Here is a 19,462-nt window from a genome sequence, read left to right on the forward strand (position 1 = left end):
GAATTCACCGTCCCCCTAGTTCGTGCGCCCGATGTATTGCGCCATGTCGAGCATCCGGTTCGAGAAGCCCCATTCATTGTCGTACCAGCCGAACACCCTGAGAAGGCCGCCGGCGCCAAGCGAAATCTCCGGTCCACTCAAAACAAGAGATTCAGGACGACCGCGCAGATCCACCGAGACCAGCGGCTTCTCGATCCAACCCAACACCGGCGATCCATCGGCTGCTTGTTTCAGTTTCGTACGCATGGTGTCGAGGTCAGAAACATGCCGAACCGCGACGGTGAGATCGATCGCCGAAACGCTGGCCGTCGGCACCCGAAGGGCGCGCGCCTCGATCAGGCCGGCAAGATGCGGAAGGACTTCCCCGACGATCGCATGGGCGCTCGTGGTCGTCGGCACCATCGAAAGCGCGGCGGCACGGCTTCGGGCTAGATCGGAGCGCGGTTGATCTATCGTCGGCTGGCTTGCGGTGTAGCAATGAATGGTGGTCATCTGGCCGCCGATGATGCCGAACTCTTGATCAACAATGCGCAAAAGCGGCGCAAGCGCATTTGTGGTGCATGAGGCGTTTGAAACCACGGTCTGGCCGCGGAAGGCTTCCTCATTGGCACCCAGCACCAATGTTGCATCGGCAGCGGCAGACGGACCGGAAATCAGCACCTTCTTTGCGCCGGCATCTATGCCTCGTTGAGCCACCGCTCGGGAATTGGCATGGCCGGTGCATTCCAGGAGAACGTCGACGCCGTGAAGGTCGAGCTTGCTGATATCAGGAACATTGTGAAACGGTATCGACACCTTGCCGACGACGAGCGTCCGCTCGCCAGTCGAGACGGCCTCCGGCCAGGGACCATAAATACTGTCATATTCGAAGAGGTAGGCACATGTCTCCAAAGCGGCGATGTCGTTGATCAGCACGACTTCCATATCAGGACGATCGCGCAGGAGGAGACGCAGGACCGAACGCCCGATCCTTCCAAACCCGTTAATTGCAATCTTCAACGGCCGGTTCGACATACGACTTACACCCTTAATCGACAATGCCGGAGGCCTGCAGTGTCGCGGTTGAATTGGCTATCGCCGTGGCGTCGCGGATGTCGATGCCACCGTCCTCCCTATCCTCCTCCCTTTAGATGCGCCGGCCCTAGAAGTCGACCTCGATTGCCACGCCTTTTGCCAGAGCGAGCTCGACGGCAGCCGAGGCGACGGCAAGATCCTGAAGGCCAACCCCCGTACCGTCGAAGAGCGTGATCTGGTCTGCGGAGGTGCGTCCGGGGTGGGTTCCGTTGATCACGGCGCCAATCTCGACGATGGCCTCTTCACGGATCAGTCCCCTTTCGATCGCATGCTGGGATTCGCCGATGGTAACGGCCTGTGCGACTTCATCGGTGAAGACGGCTGCCGCAGCGAGGATTTCGGCTTCGACCTCCTGCTTACCCTTCGTATCGGTCCCCATGCAGGCGAGATGTGTGCCAGCTCGAACCTGCGATGCCTTGAGCATCGGCGCAAAAGACGAGGTGATCGAGATGATGACATCCGCTTCTGCCCCCAGCCGATCAAGATCGACTGCCTCGAAGGGAAGGCCCTCCTCCTTGGCAACCTCCTCCAGACGGCTCAGCATATCCGGATGCAGATTCCAGCCGACGATCCTTTCGAATGGGCGCTGCGCAAGGGCTGCGCGCAATTGAAACGTCGCCTGGTGACCGGCACCGATCATGCCGAGGACCTTCGCGTCTTTACGGGCAAGATATTTTATCGAGATGGCAGAGGCCGCCGCCGTCCGCAGCGCAGTCAACAGATTGCCGCCGACGACGGCGCGGCATTTGCCGGTATCCGGATCGAACAGGAACACGGTCGACTGATGGTTGGTGAGGCCCTTGTGGACATTGTTCGGCCAGAACCCACCGGCCTTGAGACCGAGCGCCAGGCCCTTGCGATCGAAACCCGACTTGAAGCCGTAGAGGGCATCGGCATGCCCGATCGCCTCGCGGACGACAGGGAAATTGTGGGCCGATTTATCCGCCATCGAGGCAAACACCCCCTCGACCGCCCTGAAGCAATCGGCAGGCGTCACCAATCCGGCAATTTCAGTCTCAGGAACGATGATCATTCTGGCTTCCGCTAGCTTTTCAATGGGGGCCGGACCCCCCTGTTTCGTCAGTAGGCCTTGCCGCGGGCGGACACGGGCCAGAGCGTTTCGACCTTGCCGTTGCGCACGCCGACATACCAATCATGGACATTGCAGGTCGGATCGCAATGACCGGGGACCAGACGCAGCTTTTCGTTTATCTTGAGGACGCCGCTCGGGTCTTCGATAACGCCATGCTCGTCCGAGCATTTGATATATTTCACGTCATCGCGGCCATAGATAAAGGGCAATCCGGAGTCGACCGATTGCGCCTTGAGGCCGGCATCGCAGATTGCCTTGTCCGCCTTTGCGTGGCTCATGATGCTGGTCAGGATGAACAGCGCATTCTCCCATTCCCCCTGATCGATCCGCTTGCCGTCTTTGTCACGGATGCGGCCGTAATCCGCGTCCATGAACGCATAGCTGCCGCACTGCAGCTCGTTGTAGACGCCCGAATTGCTCTCGAAATAATAGCTGCCCGTGCCGCCGCCGCTGACCAGCTCGGGGTCGAGACCTTCGGCCTTGAGCGCGTCGACGGCATCCTTGACCTGGGCTATCGCCGCATCGAGCTTGGCCTTGCGGTCTTCATACTTGTCGATGTGCTGCATGGCGCCCTGATAGGCCTGGATGCCTGTGAACTTGAGGCCGGGGGCCGCATGGATGGCATTGGCAAGCTCGACGACGGCCGAGGTCGTCGTGACGCCGCACCGTCCGGCGCCGCAATCAATCTCGATGAAGCATTCCAGCGTCGTGCCGTATTTCTGCGCTGCCCTGGAGAGCTCATCGACATTGGCCAGGTCGTCGACGCAGACGATGATCCGCGCGCCACGCTGCGGCAGCAGTGCCAGGCGATCGATCTTTGCCGGATCGCGAACCTGGTTCGAGACCAGCACATCCTTGATCCCACCGCGAACGAAGACTTCCGCTTCGGAAACCTTCTGGCAGCAGACGCCGACAGCACCGCCCAGTTCCTGCTGGAGCCTCAGAACATCGACAGACTTGTGCATCTTGCCATGCGCGCGGTGGCGCATGTTGTGGGCTTTTGCATAGTCGCCCATCTTGCGGATGTTGCGCTCGAGCGCATCGAGATCCAGGATCAGGCAGGGCGTCTGGATGTCATCGGCGCTCATTCCGGGAAGAGCCGGTACGTCGTAGCCGACTTCCATGCCGGCAAATTTCGGTTCCATGTTCATTGCTTCTGCTCCCTATTGCCAAGGCAATTTATCGAGGTCGACGTTGCCGCCGGTGATGATGATGCCGACGCGTTTTCCGGCAAAGACGTGCGTGTTCTTCAGGATGGTCGCCAGAGGCACGGCGCTGGAAGGCTCCATGACGATCTTCATCCGCTTCCAGATGAGCTTCATTGCATCGACGATATCTTCCTCGGAAGCCGTCAGGATATCCGTGACGTGGTTTCTGACGAAATGCCAGGTCAGCTCCTTCAGCGGCACCTTGAGACCATCGGCCACGGTGTTCGGCGCGTCGTCTGCGATGATGTGGCCGGCTTTGAAACTGCGGTAGGCATCATCAGCCTGCTCCGGCTCTGCTGCGTAGATCTTGATGCGGGGCGCAAGATTGGAGAGAGTGAGGCAGGTTCCCGAGACCATTCCGCCCCCGCCGATCGGGGCGATGACGACATCGAGCCCGTCAACCTGTTCGATCAGTTCTTTCGAGCAGGTCGCCTGTCCCGCGATGACTCGCGGATCGTTGTAGGGATGCACGAACTCCGCTCCCGTTTCAGCCACGACTTCGGCGAAAACGGCCTCGCGCGATGAGGTCGAAGGTTCGCACTCGACGACCTTGCCGCCATATCCCCGGACGGCATCCTTCTTTGCCTGCGGCGCGGTGCGCGGCATGACGACCGTGCACGGAATTCCGCGACGGCCGGCCGCATAGGAAAGGCATGTCCCGTGGTTGCCGGACGAATGCGTGGCAACGCCCCTGGCGGCCTGTTCGTCGCTGAGGCCAAAAACAGCGTTCGACGCGCCGCGTGCCTTGAAGGCTCCCGCTTTCTGGAAATTCTCGCATTTGAAGAACAGTTCGGCTCCGGCCAGCGAGTTGATGAAGCTGGACGTCAGAACCGGGGTTCGATGAATGTAAGGCCTGATCCGCTCATCCGCGGCAGTCATGTCGGCAAGTGTTGGGATATACATGGTTCCGGCTCCTCAGGCAGCGGCCCGGACCTTGGACGTGCGGCCGTCGCGATAATAGTCCTGCGCAGCGGCAACACCCGAGCCGAGCTTGATGTCGAGGCCGAGATCGACCATGACCATTTCAGCCGTCGCAATGCCCGACAGCGCCATGACATCGGTGAGACTGCCGAGATGGCCGACGCGGAAGACCTTGCCGGCAACCTCGCCGAGGCCAACCCCGAAGGCGACATCATATGTCTTGGCGGCGTGCGCCACGATCGACGTCGCATCGAAGCCCTCAGGCGTGCGGATTGCGCTGACCGTGTCCGAGTAGAGGTCTTCGCTCATGGCACAGAGCTCCAGCCCCCATGCCCGGACGGCCGCACGAATGCCCGAGGCGATGCGCCGATGGCGGGCGAAGACATTCTCCAGGCCTTCCGCCAGCAATAGTTCCGTCGACAGCTTGAGCCCGTTTAGCAGCCCGACGGCCGGCGTGTAGGGATAGGCATTGTTTGCGTAGCTCCTGGCCATGTCTCCGATGTCGAAGAATGTCCGCGGAAGCTTGGCCGTTTCGACCGCCGCCAGCGCCTTCGGCGAAAAGGCCGTGATCGCGAGGCCTGCAGGCAGCATGAAGCCCTTCTGCGAGCCCGTGACGGCGATGTCGACCAACCATTCGTCCATGCGGAAATCCATCGAAGCGATGGAGCTGACGCCATCGACAAACAACAAAGCCGGATGACGCGCCGCGTCGATCGCCCGCCGAACGGCGGCGATATCGGATTTAACGCCGGTTGCCGTCTCGTTATGAGTGACGAGAACCGCCTTGATCTCATGCGCGGTATCGGCCGCGAGGATCTCCTCGTAGCGGGCGGCTGGAGCGCCGCCACCCCATGCGGCTTCGATGATGTCGACTTTCAGCCCGTGCCGCTGGCACATATCGATCCAGCGCTGGCTGAACATGCCATAGCGCGCGGCAAGGACACGGTCGCCGGGGCTGAGCGTGTTTGTAATCGCCGTCTCCCATCCGCCGGTTCCCGTGGACGGAAATACATAGACGGAGGCGGCTTCGGTTTTCAGGATCTTCTTCACACCCGCAAGCGCCGGACGAAGGATTTGTCCGAACAAGGGCGAGCGATGGTCGAGCGTCGGCATGTCCGCAGCCTTGCGAAGGATCTCAGGCATGTTGGTCGGGCCCGGAATGAAGACGGGATTTTGCATATACATTTGGGCGTCCTCCTGTTGTGGGAGAATTGATAGCACGCCGGAAATAGGAGATAAATTTTTTTGAAATGATTTTTCAAAATCGTTATTATTGTTATAATATGCAATATAATCAATTGATTGGTATTTTTCATGGTATAAATGTATTTTTCAAGTCAGAATTTTTTATCGACTGAACGCCATTGGAGACGACGGCTGATGCCTCAAAAACCGCGCCGAAGAGGCCGCCCCAAGGCCTTCAACGGCCCTCAGACACAAAACACGATCCAGGCGCTCGATCGGGCACTGGATGTCCTCGATGCTCTCGCGACGCCGGAAGGCAAGACATTGTCGGAACTGGCCGGCCAGCTCGGGCAATCGGCAGCAACCATGCACCGCGTGTTGGCGACGCTTGAGCGCCGCGAGTTCGTCGAGATCAGTCCCGATCGCCAGGTTTGGCACATCGGTCCCGAGGCCTATCGGCTTGGCGCAGCTTTCCTCCGTCGCTCCAACGTCGTCGAGCGGAGCCGCCCCATCATGCGCGAACTCATGCTCGAAACCGGAGAGACATCCAATCTCGGCATCGAGAAGGACGGCAACGTCCTGTTCATCAGCCAGGTCGAGACTCATGAGTCGATCCGTGCCTTTTTCCCACCCGGAACACTATCGCCACTGCATGCCTCCGGCATCGGCAAGGCGCTTCTCAGCACATATGACGAAGACCGGCTTTCAGCGCTCTTCCGGAAGAAAGAATTCGAGCGATTTACGGAAAACACCGTGCGTTCCTTCGAGCAATTGCGCGAGGAACTGCAGAAGACGCGGGAGAGAGGCTATTCGTTCGACGACGAGGAACGCACGAAGGGGATGCGATGCGTCGCGGCGCCCATCCTGAACGTGCACGGCGAGGCGGTGGCAGGCATTTCCGTTTCCGGACCAATACATCGTCTTCCGGACGCTGATATCCACCAGCTCGGCGAGCGGGTGAGAAGCGCGGCGAGAATGGTGTCCCGTCGCCTCGGCGCACCGTAATCGAGGTTTAGGCCCGGCCCGTTACCCAGCCGACCTCGACTTAAGTATGATTCTGCTCAGCGGCTTCCCATATCAGCCAGCCAGGCGCTCGGTTCGCGCCGGGCAAGATGCGAGGGTTCGTCATGTACCGGACTGCCGACTTCCGGCCGGGCGACATCGGATACATGAGGAAAAGCCAAGGCCATATCATCGAAAACACCAGCAAGACGGATCTGCAATTCGTCGCCGTCTTCAAGGTGGCGGAATATCAGGAGAACCGGCTCTCCGTCTTTCCGCAGTTCTCCGTCAGCTGCGACGTACCGGTCGACCTGACCGGTACGAAGCCTCAAAACTCTTCCCATTCCTTTTGAGAGGCTGCTGAAGCCGATGCCCTGTTTCCGGCGGCTGCGGCTCGTCTAGGCTGAGGCATCATGGAGACGACGGTCGCCTGCCTATCGGGTTCAGCCATCGCCCGTCCCGTCCTGCGCAGCGCTGCAGATTGTGCGGAGGCGGAAGCTTGCAGCGTGAACTGGGAGACCAGATCACGAAGCTTGGCTGCCTCCATTGCCAGGCTATTCGAGGCTGCGGTCGATTGTTCGACCATGGCTGCGTTCTGCTGTGTTGTCTGATCCATCGAATTGACGGCCGTATTGACCTCTGCCAATCCGGTGGACTGTTCCTTCGCTGAGGTCGCAATGGCGTTCATGTGCTGGTTGATGTCAGCGATCTGCTCGCCAATCGTCTTCAGCGACATGCCGGTATCCAGCACGAGCTTGACGCCGCTTTCAACCTCCGATGACGACTTCTGGATCAGCCCCTTGATCTCCTTGGCTGCCTGTGCCGATCGCTGTGCAAGTTCACGCACTTCCTGAGCGACAACCGCAAAACCCTTTCCGGCTTCACCGGCGCGCGCTGCCTCGACCCCGGCATTCAGCGCCAGAAGATTTGTCTGGAAGGCGATCTCGTCGATCACCCCGATGATGCTGGAAATCTGTTGCGAGGATGCCTCGATGCGGCGCATGGCTTCCTCGGCGTGCGATACGACTTCGGCGGACTTTGCGGCGCTGCGATTGGCTTCGGTCGCCGCAGTGCGGGCCTCGTCGGCGCGCCTGCTCGAATTCGATACATTGACGGTGATCTGGTCAAGCGCCGCGGCTGTTTCCTCAAGGGAGGCCGCCTGCTGTTCGGTGCGCCTGGAGAGATCGTTGGCGCCGGAAGAAATCTCGCGCGTACCGTCATCGATCGCTGCAATGGCGATGGAGATTCCGCCGAGCGCATCTCCAAGCTGCTTGACCGACCTGTTGAAATCCTGCCGAAGCGCTTCGAAATCCCCGGAAAAAGGCTCGTCAAGCTGGAATGCCAGATCGCCGCCAGCAAGCCGCTTCAATCCGGCCGCAAGGCCTGATGTGGCGACGCGAAGACGATCCGTCGCCTCTTCGTCGGCCTCGCGTCGAGCAGCGACCTGATCCGATTCGGCTTGCTTTCTGGCTGCCTCTGCATCCTGTTCAAGCTGCTTATTGGCAATCGCAGCTTGTCGGAAGACTTCAAAGGCCGATCCCATGACACCGATTTCGTCTGAACGACCAATCGCGCCGCAACGGATGTCGGTCTCGCCCCCGGCCAGCCTCTCCATATCATTGGAAAGAGCAAGGATAGGCTTCGTAACCGTCTTGCGTGTCAACCAGTAGAGGCTGATGGAAAATAGAGCTGTCAAACCGAGAAGGCCGTTCAAAAGCCTGTCCACGAAGGCTTGCATACGGGCACTTTGTTTTGCCGTTGCAGCGGACAAGGCACTGATCTGATCCCCGGCCTGTTCCATGGCCGTTTCAAGAGCGGAAAACTGATTCATGAATTCGGGTAGCGATTTCATGGCTGCATCCTGATCCTTCGCAGCAAGATCGACCATCGCCGTGGCACTGTCGATATACTTCAAAAGAGGAGCTTCGACGTTGACAAGCACTTCCTGCACACTCTTGTCGGTTGCGAGCCTTTTGTTGGCTTCGATCATTTCCCGGAAAGAGGCCTTGTGTTCGTTTAGATCGGCCTTTACCGCGTCCGTGGTGATCCCTGCCGCCGGATTTGCCGCCAGCATCGACGCCAGCACGTCTGCCCGAAGCGCATCGTGCATCATGTCCGCCTGCATGTGGTTCCGAAGCACATCCGCCGTACGGGCAACCTCGGCGTTGTTATCTGCAAGAGTTGCGGCTGACCACAGCCCGACACCCGTGGCGCCACCGGCCAGGGCGAAAATTGCGACACTTGCAATGATGATCTTATGTTGTATCGACGCCATCGTCGCACTCCCCCAGTTTGTTTCTATAGCAAAACTAGCCAAACATTCTTAATTATTTATCAACCATACATTTCTACTTTGATTATATGAAATTATATTATAATATTCAAAAATTACTTCAGGTTGTAAGTATAATCTCCTGCTTTGATGCTGCCGCGCGGCCACCTTTCCGATATTCACCTTCCAAACAACCAAATTGCCGACTGTCCTTATCGACGGATTTCATGACGCCTGGGCGCCGGACAGCAGACGATTCGCCTTCGTCCGCTTCCACAAGGAGGCATAGAGCAGCCCTGGCATTTTATGTCGGCAACTCATATCGCGCGGCTGGAACGACCATCAATCAGCACCGAACATCCGGCATCGCGATGTAGAACAGCGATTGGCCTGAATTCGGGACCGTATGCCACCGGTATGGTGTGGCCGGGCTGGTGGCGATGGCAGCCGATCACAATATCGACGGCCACCGTGCCTGCTGTGTCAAAGCTCACGATTTCGGCTCTTCCCCCCAATCCTATGCGGCAACAGAAAAGTTCAGCCTGCCGGTGATCTCGTTAGTCGATGCGAACCCCTCATCGCTAAGGGGTAGGTAATTCCTGGCCTGATCGACGATCCGAATATTCCATCGGTACCCCCGTTGCCGCGCCATTCCCGGCGCGTCGCAAGCAGCTCTTGCCGAAGCGGATTTGTCGGAGCAGATTGCGCCGATAACGGAGATGGACGCATGACACAGGACGATGCTTCGGGCTCTAATGCGGGGGGTATCGCCCCTCGCTGGACATCCAGCGCGAAGAGCGGTGTTGGCACGGCGCTCTCATCGGCGTGCCGCATATGGTTCACGCTGAGCCACGGCATCCTCAACGAAGTCTATTTTCCGCGCGTCGATTGCGCCTGTACGCGCGATCTTGGCCTGATCGTCACCGGTCCGGACGGCTATTTCTCCGAGGAAAAACGCGATACCGAAAGCATTGTTACGACGATCGAGGACGGCGTTCCGGCCTATCGGCTCGTCAACACGGCACTCGATGGGCGCTACCGGATCGTCAAGCGCATCATCGTCGATCCGGTGCGCAACAGCTTACTGCAGCAAATATCATTCGAAGCGTTGCAAGGGTCGGTCCACGACTATCGCCTCTATGTGCTTGCCGCCCCGCATCTGGTCAATGCCGGCAGCGGCAACACCGGCTGGGTTGGCGATTACAAGGGCACGCCGATGCTCTTTGCGACGGGCAAGGGCGGTATCTCACTGGCGCTTGCCGTTAGCGGCGGATGGCGGACGGCGTCCGCCGGCTATGTCGGCATTTCCGATGGATGGCGCCAGTTGCAGGAGGCCGGCCAATTGGACCCGCGCATCACTCGTGCCGCCGACGGCAACGTCGCGCTAACAGGCGAAATTGATCTTGCGGCCGGCAGCGACACCGTTCTTCTCTCGCTCGGCTTCGGAAACCGTTCCGAGGAGGCGGGCTACAACGCGCTTGCCAGCCTGCAGGCCGGCTACGAGGATGCCGAGCGTAGCTACGTCGCCGACTGGCGGAGATGGCAAAGCACACTACTGGCGCTCGACGAACCGAGAGCGCCGCCGCCCGAACTCAATCGCTACCGGATATCGACGGCCGTTCTCGCCACGCACCGGCCTTTGTCCTTCGAGGGTCCGGCCGTCGCCTCGCTGTCTATCCCCTGGGGCTTTGCCAAGGGCGATGAGGATCTCGGAGGCTATCACCTGGTCTGGCCACGCGATCTCGTCGAGACGGCCGGCGGCTTCCTTGCGGCCGGCGCCCCTCAAGATGCGCTCCGTATCCTTGCCTATCTTCGGACGATCCAGGAGGCGGACGGGCACTGGCCGCAGAACGCCTGGCTCGACGGCGTACCCTATTGGACCGGCATACAGATGGATGAATGCGCCTTTCCGATCCTGCTGGCTGACGCGCTGCGCCGCGAAGGAGCGCTCACCGGCGAAGCGCTCTTGTCCTATGTCTCGATGGTCGAGCGAGCGGCGCGCTATGTGGTCGTGAACGGCCCGGTAACGGGTGAGGACCGCTGGGAGGAAGACGGCGGCTTCTCTCCCTTTACCCTTGCTGTCGAGATCGCCGCGCTTCTCGCCGCTGCCGACATTCTGGAGATTGCCGGACAGGACCACAATGCCGATTATCTCAGACAGACCGCCGATGCCTGGAATGACCAGATCGAGCGCTGGGCCTATGTCGGCGCCGATGCCGCTAGTGCCGATCTTGGGGTCAAGGGCTATTATGTGCGCATCGCCCCACCCGAGATCGCCGACGGCGCCTCGCCTGCCGATGGTTTCGTGCCGATCAAGAACCGCCCGCTCTCGGAATCGTTTCTGCCGACGGCCCGCGTCGTCAGCCCGGATGCCTTGGCGCTGGTTCGGTTCGGATTGCGTGCCGCCAACGATCCACGCATTCTGGACACCGTCAGGGTTATCGACGCTCATCTCAAATGCGATCTGCCGCAAGGTCCGCTCTGGTATCGCTATACTGGGGACGGCTATGGCGAGCATGCCGATGGCGGCCCATTCGACGGCATCGGCATCGGTCGCCCGTGGCCATTGCTCGCCGGCGAACGAGCCCACTATGAACTTGCTGCCGGCAGGCCAAAAGCGGCGATCGCGTTGCTCAGCGCTCTTGAAGGCTCTGCAGGACCGGGCGGGCTTCTGCCCGAGCAAGTATGGGACCAGGCTGACATACCCGAGCGAGGCCTTGTTTTCGGCGAGCCATCCGGCAGTGCGATGCCGCTCGTCTGGGCGCATGCCGAACACATCAAGCTGCTGCGTTCGCTGAGAGACAATGCCGTTTTCGACATGCCGCCACAGGGCGTCGAGCGCTATATCAAGAACAAGACCACCGCGCCCTTCGTGCTCTGGCGCTTTAACAACAAGACATCGCGGGTTTCTGTCGGCAAGCGCCTGAGAATCGAAGTGATGGCGCGGGCTGTGGTGCGCTGGAGTTCGGATGGTTGGGAAAGCGCAAGCGATACCACAACCCGCCAAAACGGCTTCGGCATCGATGTTGCGGAGCTTGCGACTGAACGGCTGCCAAAGGGCGCGGTGATCGCCTTCACCTTCTATTGGTCTGACACCGACCATTGGGAGGGAGAGGATTTCTCAGTCGTCGTGGCCGACGGCGACGCCTAAACGTCACTAACAACAAACCTACCAGAAGGGGAGACGCACCGTGACCGCAAAACCCGAATCTCTCGAGCACACAACGTCGGCCGCGCCGCAGGATCTCGTCGTCCTGGCAATCGATCTTGGCGGCTCGCATGTCAAAACGCGTCTGAGTTCCGGCAGCGACCGGCGGGCAGCCGTCTCCGGTGCGGCAATGTCCGCGCAAAAGATGGTCGAAGCAGTCAAGGAGCTTACCGCCGACTGGCAATACGACGTCATCGGCATGGGATATCCCGGCCCGGTCGCCGACAATAAACCAGCGGCGGAGCCGCACAATCTGGGGGCCGGCTGGAAGGACTTCGATTTTTCCGCCGCTTTCGGCAAGCCTGTCAGGCTCGTCAACGACGCAGTTTTGCAGGCGATCGGCAGCTATGCGGGCGGCAACATGCTGTTTGTTGGGCTGGGCACCGGGCTGGGTTCGGCAATGGTCGTCGATCACGTCTGCTTGCCCATGGAACTTGCACATCTGCCCTACAAAAATAATGAGACGTTCGAGGACTTCGCCGGCGAGCGCGGTCTCGTGAAATATGGCAAGAAGAAATGGCGCAAATCGGTCGAGAAGATCGTCGGCAGATTGCAAGCGGCCCTGCTGCCGCATGAAACTGTCATTGGTGGCGGCAATGTCGACAAGCTCGAGAAGCTGCCCGACGGCTGCCGCGCCGGCGACAACGAGAATGCATTTCTTGGCGGCTTTCGCCTATGGACGGACGAAAGCCTGAGATTTTAGGCTGAATCCGGCATGGCTTGCCCGCCTGCGCCTCCGTCTCAAAAACGAAGGAGATCGGAGATCGTCGATCGTGTTCCTGCGATCTGCGAGGATAGAACGGCTTCCTTCCTGACATACATCTAAAGAAACAGCTCTCGACGCGGAACGGCGTCGTGATATCGTCTAGCCGTCCGACGGCACGCTCCGCCAAGCTAAGCCGCGACAAAAGAAGGGGAGAACTTCATCAAAATCCTACCTTGATGGCTGAAATCTCCGGAAAATGGGAAACTCTTGAAGAGTTTCGGATTGTTGATAGTAAAGCACACGCGCTATAAGGTCAGTGCGCGAGCTAGATGGCCGTGGAAGTGAAGAGGAAATACGATGCCTACAGGTACTGTGAAATTTTTCAATGAAGACAAGGGATTTGGCTTCATTACTCCCGAGAACGGAGGAACGGATGTGTTCGTTCACGTTTCCGCTCTGCAGCGGGGCGGTTCTCTCAGAGAAGGTGAGAAGGTTAGCTACGAATTGGGCCAGGACCGGAAGACTGGAAAGTCGAAGGCTGAAAACGTCAGCGTGCTCTGATCGCATGAGCTAGCGGACCCGCCGCGGATTTAGCCTGCTTCATGATTAGAACAGGCTAAATCAACCCCACTGCTTGAGTGGAATCGAACCAGCCGCTCCGGCGTGCAGACAACGACTATTTCAGAACCCGGCCCGACATGGCGCCGCTTTCTTTTGGCTTGCTCTCCGAGCATGCCTGCTTTGTTCCGATCCGCGCGATTTTTGCGCCGTTTCGCTGCAAGGCTATCCGCGCAGTCGTCAGCGCGCCACGCCCCGACTGCGGCGCCCTCAACCCTCTGCGGTATCGACCAACCCAGCTGCGACATCGCGTGAGCACTCTTCGAGATCCTGTATTGCGCGCCGGCGATCAACTCGACGCCTCACAAGAGCGGTTTCCACGGGAGCAACACCAATCTCGATATATCTGATGGCGGGATTCGAATAGTAGCGCTCAAGGTGCTCGCCAACGATGACGACAGCCTCGCGTGATTCGACGACCGCAAGACGTTCCCCGATCGCCGTCATGACCGGCTCGCGCGCAATGGGCTTCCCAGAGGGCGTGTGGTCAGGGAAATGGATCGCCGCCCACGCTCCCAACCGATGATTATCCGGTAGTGTCGGCAAGGTCTCGAACGCGCGTTCCTTCGGATCGATCAGGTCTCTGTCGCACACCCTGTGATCGGCAGGCACGACCAGCTTCTTCTTCTCCTCGAACAGAACAGCGCATTGCACCGAGCCGTCACGGAAAAGCGGAAGTCTGCGAAGCGCTGCATCGACACATCACCAAGGGCCTCGCGAGCGGCGCGCTGAAGGCGATTTCGACAGATATGACTTTGCCTCAGGCGGTTTGAAGGGGCTCGAACCGCCAACCCATTTGCAGAAAGTTCCATGCTTACAAAGGGTTGGAATGGCAGACGGTAAATTGGCTTGGAATGTTTGCCCGGCATATCCGATCTATTGCAGCCGTTAGGCGCCTTCGCAGCGGGGCTATCTTGAATGCTTTCTGGCAAGGAAACATGGTCCAAAACGAAAAAGCCTGCCGCGGGAGGAGGTGCGGCAGGCTTTTCGAAAAGAACCGAACAGCGACTGGGAGGAGGAGTGCCGCTATTCCTACAGACGTCCCTGGGAGGAGGAGTGGGCCGTCTGAAACTCGAAGCTCTGCGGGAGGAGGTGCATCACTTCGATGGAGCTAACAATACCCCAATCATCGAGATTTCATATAGCTTATGCTGCACTGCAGCTATGCAAGAAACACAAGTCGGAAAACTCGGTACAGAAGGAGGAGAAAACCGATCTCGAACAGGAGCGGCTGACGCAAAAACGCCCGCGTCATCAGCGGGCGTCGAGCAGTCGTAAAGACTATGCGGTTAGCGCGCGATCGATGCGCGGGCAACGCTGCGGATATCGGCACGATCGATGCCGAGGTCCTGCAGTTCGCGGCTGGACATGCGACCGAGTTCGTTAACAGTCTTACGGAACTTGCGCCAGTTGTTGAAAGAGCGTGCTACGTTCATGATAATCCCCTTTCCTGAGGCTTTCTGACGTCAGCAACCTTGTTTGGCCCCGGCGTCGTTTCGATGATTGGAATATAGGCGTTTCAATCGGTTTAAAACAGAGATAATCCCGCACTGCACCTATGCATTCAATGCATTGGTTTCACGGATTACATGAGGGATGATCGTTTTTTAGGCCAAAATCTGTTCGACGGTCCAAACATTGCTCGGCGCACCAGGCAGTTGTCTCGCATCTATCTCGATGAGGACAAGCTTCTGGGGCAGCTGCGCCATCGTGACCAACCCGGTCGCGGAAGCCTCGAAGAAAAATGCCACATCGCCCCGTTTCTCCGACGTGGATCCGCGCTATTCTCAAAGGGAGATTCACCCGGCGAGATAGCGCCCACAAGCCATCTGCGCCCCGTCTCACGACCGAAGGAGCAACTCCATGACGCAGACCCTTGCCGATCTGTTGGCTGAAACCTTGGCGGAAGCCGGCGTCGAGCGCATATGGGGAGTGACGGGCGACAGCCTGAACGGCCTCAACGACAGCCTGCGGCGTCTCGGCCGGATCGATTGGATGCATGTGCGCCATGAGGAGACCGCCGCTTTTGCGGCCGGCGCGGAAGCTGCCGTCACCGGCAAGCTTGCTGTCTGCGCAGGGAGTTGCGGACCGGGGAACCTGCATCTGATCAACGGGCTCTACGACTGCCAGCGCAACCACGTGCCCGTCCTGGCGATCGCCGCTCATATCCCGTCCTCGGAAATCGGCCTGGGCTATTTCCAGGAAACCCATCCGCAGGAGCTGTTCCGCGAATGCAGCGATTTCTGCGAACTGGTATCCAATCCCGCCCAGATGCCGGAGATCCTGCACAGGGCGCTCAACACGGCAATCGGTCGCAATGGCGTGGCCGTGCTCGTCATTCCAGGCGACGTGGCGCTCGCCGACGCACCAGCGGGCGCGAAAACAGGCTGGGCGCAACTGCAGCCGCCGCGCATTCTCCCTTCGGACGCAGAGATCAGCCGGCTCTCGACGCTGCTCAACGGATCGGACGCCATAACGATCCTGGCCGGCAGCGGCTGCGCCGGTGCCCATGATGCTGTGGTGGCGCTGGCTGAAAAGCTCGGCGCGCCGGTCGTTCATGCCCTGCGCGGCAAGGAACATGTCGAATGGGACAATCCCTATGACGTCGGCATGACCGGACTGATCGGCTTTTCGTCGGGCTATCATGCCATGTTGAACTGCGACACGCTCTTGATGCTGGGAACTGATTTCCCCTACCGTCCCTTCTATCCCAAGGATGCCAGGATCGTTCAGATCGACCGCAACCCAGGCGCACTCGGCAAACGGACGCAACTGACCCAAGGCATCGTTGGCGATGTGTCCGAGACAATCGCAGCGCTACTTCCGCACCTTAAGGATCGACCGAACCATGCCTTCCTCGATGCCGCCCGCAAGCATTATGCCGAGGCCCGAAAGGGACTCGACGATCTCGCCGTGCCGTCGGCGAAGGGCAATCCCATCCACCCCCAGTATCTGGCGCGGCTGATAAGCAAAATCGCGTCTGAGGACGCGATCTTCACCGCCGATGTCGGCACGCCGACCGTATGGGCGGCCCGCTATCTGACGATGAACGGCAAGCGTCGCCTGCTCGGCTCGTTCAACCACGGCTCGATGGCCAATGCCATGCTGCAGGCCATTGGTGCTCAGGCAGCCGCGCCCGACCGGCAGGTCGTGTCGCTCTCCGGCGATGGCGGCTTCACGATGATGATGGGCGACTTCATCACCCTTTCCCAGCTCGAACTGCCGGTGAAGATAGTCGTCTTCAACAACGGCTCGCTGGGCTTCGTTGCCATGGAAATGAAGGCCGGCGGCTTCCTCGACACCGGGACCGACCTGAAGAACCCGAACTTTGCCGCCATGGCCCAGGCGATGGGCGTCAAGGCGTACCGGGTCGAGGATTCCGGTAATCTCGAGGGCGCGCTGCGCGAGGCATTGGCGCATCGCGGCCCGGTGCTCGTGGATGTCGTCACGGCAAAGCAGGAACTGGTCATGCCGCCAAAGATCAAGCTCGAACAGGCCAAGGGCTTCAGCCTCTACATGCTGAAAGCGATCATCAATGGTCGGGGCGACGAGGTCGTGGAACTCGCCAAAACCAATCTCAGGCTCTGACAGGAGAGCGGCGCGTGACCGGACTGGAGCTCGCCAGGCATGTGGCCTTCGTATTGCGCTGCTCGGCTGCAGCGACATTCTCCTACATGCTGGCATCCGCTATCGGCCTGCCGCATCCGGTATGGGCGGCGATGTCGGGGATCATCGTCTCGCAGGAGAAGCTGACCGAAACGCGCAGCGCCATGGCCTGGCGGCTGATCGGCACGGTGATCGGCATCGTCGTCGCCGTGGCCGTCGGCAGCCTCACCGCTCCGCTTGGCGCCGATGTGGCAATCCAGATCGCGCTTGCCGTCGGGCTCTGCGCCATCGTCGCGCGCCGCTATCCCGCAGTTAGGGTCTGCATGTGGACAGGGCCGATCGTGTTCCTGACGGTAGATCCGGGCATGCCTCTCTACATGGTCGGCCTTTATCGCGGTACCGAGGTTTTTCTCGGCGGCTTGGTCGGTGCGGCGTTGCATGCCGTCTCGGAAGCAGTGATTAGGGGCATGTTTGGCAGAGCGGGGCCTGATCCTGCCGATTTGCCGGAAAAGCCGTGATGGCGCTCTCCCGTGCATGCCTGGAGAAACAACTGAAATCAAAAGCGTGGACATGCCCGTGGAAAAGGCGGTGATAACCGAGGCAATGTCGCGCTGCGTTTGAAGTGATAGATCGAGCCGCAGTCTTGACGGCTACCGAGATTCCGACTGCCACAAGCGTGGCGGTCACGGCTTTCCAGTGGTCCGGAGCGCGGACACGATGGGTGTGGGCGGCAAACGGACAATCAAAGATTAGATTCTTGTTAACCATCTTGACGCTATAAATTTCTGATCGAAAGGCGCATCCGCTTTTCCAGTTCTCGCGAATAAATCAGCAATGTCGATCATCCATGCTTTAAGCGCAAACAGCGGCCGCCTCGTCAGGCTCACCTTCGGCCCCGAATCGCGCGGGCGCCCTTCCGTGCAAACCAAAGGTCATGCCAAGCTTGCGAAAACCCGCATCGTGATGCTCAGCGGCGGGCTGATCATGATCTACGTCGTGATCTTCGCCAGACTTATCAATTTCGGCATGGGGCCAAGGGACGACACGTCATCGATCCCGGCGGAACATGTGACAGCCGCACGTCCCGATATCGTCGATCGAAACGGCGAGTTGCTCGCGACTGACATCCGTACCGTGTCGATGTTTGCCGAGCCGAACCGTGTTGTCGATCCGGACGAGGCGGTGGAGAAAATAGCCGAGGTCTTTCCCGATATCGACCGCAAATCCCTCTATAAAAAGCTCGCCGACCGTCGCTCGCACTTCGCTTGGCTGCGCCGCCAATTGACGCCGAAGCAGCAGAGCGAGATTTTGGCGCTCGGCATTCCGGCGATCGGTTTTCGACCGGAAATCAAACGTTTCTATCCAGGCGGCCGCACCGCGGCCCACATCCTCGGCTATGTCGATATCGACAATCATGGCGTTGCCGGAATGGAGAAATATCTCGACACTCAGGGCCTCTCGGATCTCGATTCCACCGGCTTGACGAGTCAAGACTCGCTGCAGCCTGTGCGACTTTCGGTGGACCTGCGCGTTCAGAACATCGTCCACGACGTGGTGTCGGATGCGATCGGCCGCTACCAGAGTCAGGCGGCCGGCGCCGTCATTCTCGACATCCACACCGGCGAAGTGCTGGCCATGGCCTCGGCCCCCGATTTCGATCCGAACGATCCGCAGGCCGACGGCGACAAGGGTTGGCTGAACCGAATGTCGAACGGCACCGACGAGATGGGCTCGGTGTTTAAGACCTTCTCGATCGCGTTGGCCCTCGATACCGGTACGGTCAAGCTGACGGACACCTTCGACGCCAGCGCTCCCCTGCATTACGGCGGCTTCACCATCCATGATGACCGCGACGTGCCGCGGCGTGTTCTTTCGATCCCGGAAATCTTCCGCTATTCCTCCAACATCGGCACCGCCAAGATGATGGACAAGGTGGGCATGAGCGACCAGAAGGCCTATCTGACCCGCTTCGGACTGTTGTCAAAGATGCAGACGGAACTGCCCGAGGTGAAAGCGCCGAGTCAGCCAAGAGTTTGGAAGAAGCTCAACTCCATAACCATAGCGTTCGGTCATGGCGTCGCCACCACGCCGATGCAGACCGCCGTCGCCGGCGCAGCCCTCATTGACGGCGGCAAGCTGATCGAGCCTACCTTCCTTCCGCGCACGCAGGAAGAGGCGGAAAAGACCGAAACGACGATCGTCAAGAAGAGCACCAGCGACACGATCAGATATCTGTTCAGGCTGAACGGCGAGCAGGGCACCGGTAGGTCTGCTGACGTCCCCGGCTATCATGTCGGCGGAAAGACAGGCACCGCAAACAAGGTGATCCACGGCGTCTATTCGCATAAGCTCAGCTTCAATTCCTTCCTCGCCGCCTTTCCCATGGCAAACCCGAAATATGTGGTGCTAGCCTTCATCGACCAACCGTTGACGGGGTTACACAACCTGAACCTCGCCGCCGAAACGGCCGCGCCGATGGTTCACGACATCATCAGCCGTGCGGCGCCGATCCTCGGCGTCGAGCCGGATTTCGGGACGAACGTGATTGCCGCCTATTGAGGGCGCCGTT

14 protein-coding genes and 3 pseudogenes are annotated in these 19,462 nt (G+C 59.5%); 8 read left to right on the top strand and 9 right to left on the bottom strand.

Annotated features, from left to right (window positions below; genetic code table 11):
* Positions 1 to 15: 15 nt before the first annotated feature.
* The 5 genes from AB8B29_RS28820 to bhcA all read right to left on the bottom strand — a co-directional run bounded on the left by AB8B29_RS28820 (position 16) and on the right by bhcA (position 5,481).
* Positions 16 to 999 carry a type I glyceraldehyde-3-phosphate dehydrogenase gene (locus tag AB8B29_RS28820; protein WP_244655273.1) on the bottom strand — a complete coding sequence of 328 codons (984 nt, stop codon included), beginning with the start codon at positions 997 to 999 and terminating at the stop codon, positions 16 to 18.
* Positions 1,000 to 1,141: 142 nt separating this feature from the next.
* Positions 1,142 to 2,107 (bottom strand): iminosuccinate reductase BhcD, encoded by a 966-nt coding sequence (gene bhcD / locus AB8B29_RS28825; RefSeq protein WP_037197027.1) that lies wholly within the window; start codon positions 2,105 to 2,107, stop codon positions 1,142 to 1,144.
* Positions 2,108 to 2,154: 47 nt separating this feature from the next.
* The gene (bhcC, locus tag AB8B29_RS28830; protein WP_037197028.1) at positions 2,155 to 3,318 is read right to left on the bottom strand and encodes a 3-hydroxy-D-aspartate aldolase BhcC; all 1,164 of its coding nucleotides are present in this window, start codon (positions 3,316 to 3,318) and stop codon (positions 2,155 to 2,157) included.
* A 12-nt stretch (positions 3,319 to 3,330) separates the two neighbouring features.
* A complete protein-coding gene (bhcB, locus tag AB8B29_RS28835) occupies positions 3,331 to 4,278 on the bottom strand; it encodes a beta-hydroxyaspartate dehydratase BhcB (RefSeq protein ID WP_037197030.1) in 948 nt (315 codons plus the stop codon).
* A 12-nt stretch (positions 4,279 to 4,290) separates the two neighbouring features.
* Positions 4,291 to 5,481, bottom strand: a complete 1,191-nt coding sequence (gene bhcA / locus AB8B29_RS28840; RefSeq protein WP_037197032.1) for an L-aspartate--glyoxylate aminotransferase BhcA — start codon at positions 5,479 to 5,481, stop codon at positions 4,291 to 4,293.
* A gap of 195 nt (positions 5,482 to 5,676) precedes the next feature.
* On the opposite strand from bhcA, the gene bhcR reads away from it, so the two are divergent.
* Positions 5,677 to 6,486 (top strand): HTH-type transcriptional regulator BhcR, encoded by an 810-nt coding sequence (gene bhcR / locus AB8B29_RS28845; RefSeq protein ID WP_037197034.1) that lies wholly within the window; start codon positions 5,677 to 5,679, stop codon positions 6,484 to 6,486.
* 128 nt (positions 6,487 to 6,614) lie between these two features.
* Positions 6,615 to 6,752: pseudogene (locus AB8B29_RS28850) on the top strand (cupin); the annotation flags it as partial.
* Between the two features lie 59 nt (positions 6,753 to 6,811).
* On the opposite strand, the gene AB8B29_RS28855 reads toward AB8B29_RS28850, so the two are convergent.
* Entirely contained in the window at positions 6,812 to 8,758 is a 1,947-nt protein-coding gene (locus tag AB8B29_RS28855) for a methyl-accepting chemotaxis protein (RefSeq protein WP_037197036.1), read from the bottom strand.
* A gap of 724 nt (positions 8,759 to 9,482) precedes the next feature.
* On the opposite strand from AB8B29_RS28855, the gene AB8B29_RS28860 reads away from it, so the two are divergent.
* Both AB8B29_RS28860 and AB8B29_RS28865 read left to right on the top strand, forming a co-directional pair.
* Positions 9,483 to 11,906: a glucan 1,4-alpha-glucosidase gene (locus AB8B29_RS28860; RefSeq protein WP_037197037.1), complete on the top strand. Its 2,424-nt coding sequence runs from the start codon at positions 9,483 to 9,485 to the stop codon at positions 11,904 to 11,906.
* A gap of 40 nt (positions 11,907 to 11,946) precedes the next feature.
* Positions 11,947 to 12,666, top strand: a complete 720-nt coding sequence (locus AB8B29_RS28865; protein WP_051963496.1) for an ROK family protein — start codon at positions 11,947 to 11,949, stop codon at positions 12,664 to 12,666.
* A 13-nt stretch (positions 12,667 to 12,679) separates the two neighbouring features.
* On the opposite strand, the pseudogene AB8B29_RS28870 reads toward AB8B29_RS28865, so the two are convergent.
* A pseudogene (locus tag AB8B29_RS28870) lies at positions 12,680 to 12,874 on the bottom strand (Fic/DOC family N-terminal domain-containing protein); the annotation flags it as partial.
* 152 nt (positions 12,875 to 13,026) lie between these two features.
* Between AB8B29_RS28870 and AB8B29_RS28875 the strand changes: the two are divergent.
* Complete coding sequence (locus AB8B29_RS28875) at positions 13,027 to 13,230, top strand: cold-shock protein (protein ID WP_007693942.1); 204 nt, start codon at positions 13,027 to 13,029, stop codon at positions 13,228 to 13,230.
* A gap of 267 nt (positions 13,231 to 13,497) precedes the next feature.
* Here the strand turns inward: AB8B29_RS28875 and AB8B29_RS28880 are convergent.
* Together AB8B29_RS28880 and AB8B29_RS28885 are read right to left on the bottom strand one after the other, a co-directional pair.
* A pseudogene (locus AB8B29_RS28880) lies at positions 13,498 to 13,974 on the bottom strand (hypothetical protein); the annotation flags it as partial.
* Between the two features lie 602 nt (positions 13,975 to 14,576).
* The gene (locus AB8B29_RS28885; protein WP_439006903.1) at positions 14,577 to 14,723 is read right to left on the bottom strand and encodes a DUF1127 domain-containing protein; all 147 of its coding nucleotides are present in this window, start codon (positions 14,721 to 14,723) and stop codon (positions 14,577 to 14,579) included.
* A 427-nt stretch (positions 14,724 to 15,150) separates the two neighbouring features.
* On the opposite strand from AB8B29_RS28885, the gene poxB reads away from it, so the two are divergent.
* The 3 genes from poxB to AB8B29_RS28900 all read left to right on the top strand — a co-directional run bounded on the left by poxB (position 15,151) and on the right by AB8B29_RS28900 (position 19,452).
* Complete coding sequence (gene poxB, locus AB8B29_RS28890) at positions 15,151 to 16,875, top strand: ubiquinone-dependent pyruvate dehydrogenase (RefSeq protein WP_037197039.1); 1,725 nt, start codon at positions 15,151 to 15,153, stop codon at positions 16,873 to 16,875.
* A 14-nt stretch (positions 16,876 to 16,889) separates the two neighbouring features.
* Positions 16,890 to 17,411, top strand: a complete 522-nt coding sequence (locus tag AB8B29_RS28895; RefSeq protein ID WP_245297572.1) for an FUSC family protein — start codon at positions 16,890 to 16,892, stop codon at positions 17,409 to 17,411.
* A 316-nt stretch (positions 17,412 to 17,727) separates the two neighbouring features.
* Entirely contained in the window at positions 17,728 to 19,452 is a 1,725-nt protein-coding gene (locus tag AB8B29_RS28900) for a peptidoglycan D,D-transpeptidase FtsI family protein (protein ID WP_037197041.1), read from the top strand.
* Positions 19,453 to 19,462: the final 10 nt, after the last annotated feature.

The organism is Rhizobium sp. 11_C7_N12_5, from assembly GCF_051811145.1.
GTDB lineage: Bacteria > Pseudomonadota > Alphaproteobacteria > Rhizobiales > Rhizobiaceae > Rhizobium > Rhizobium lusitanum.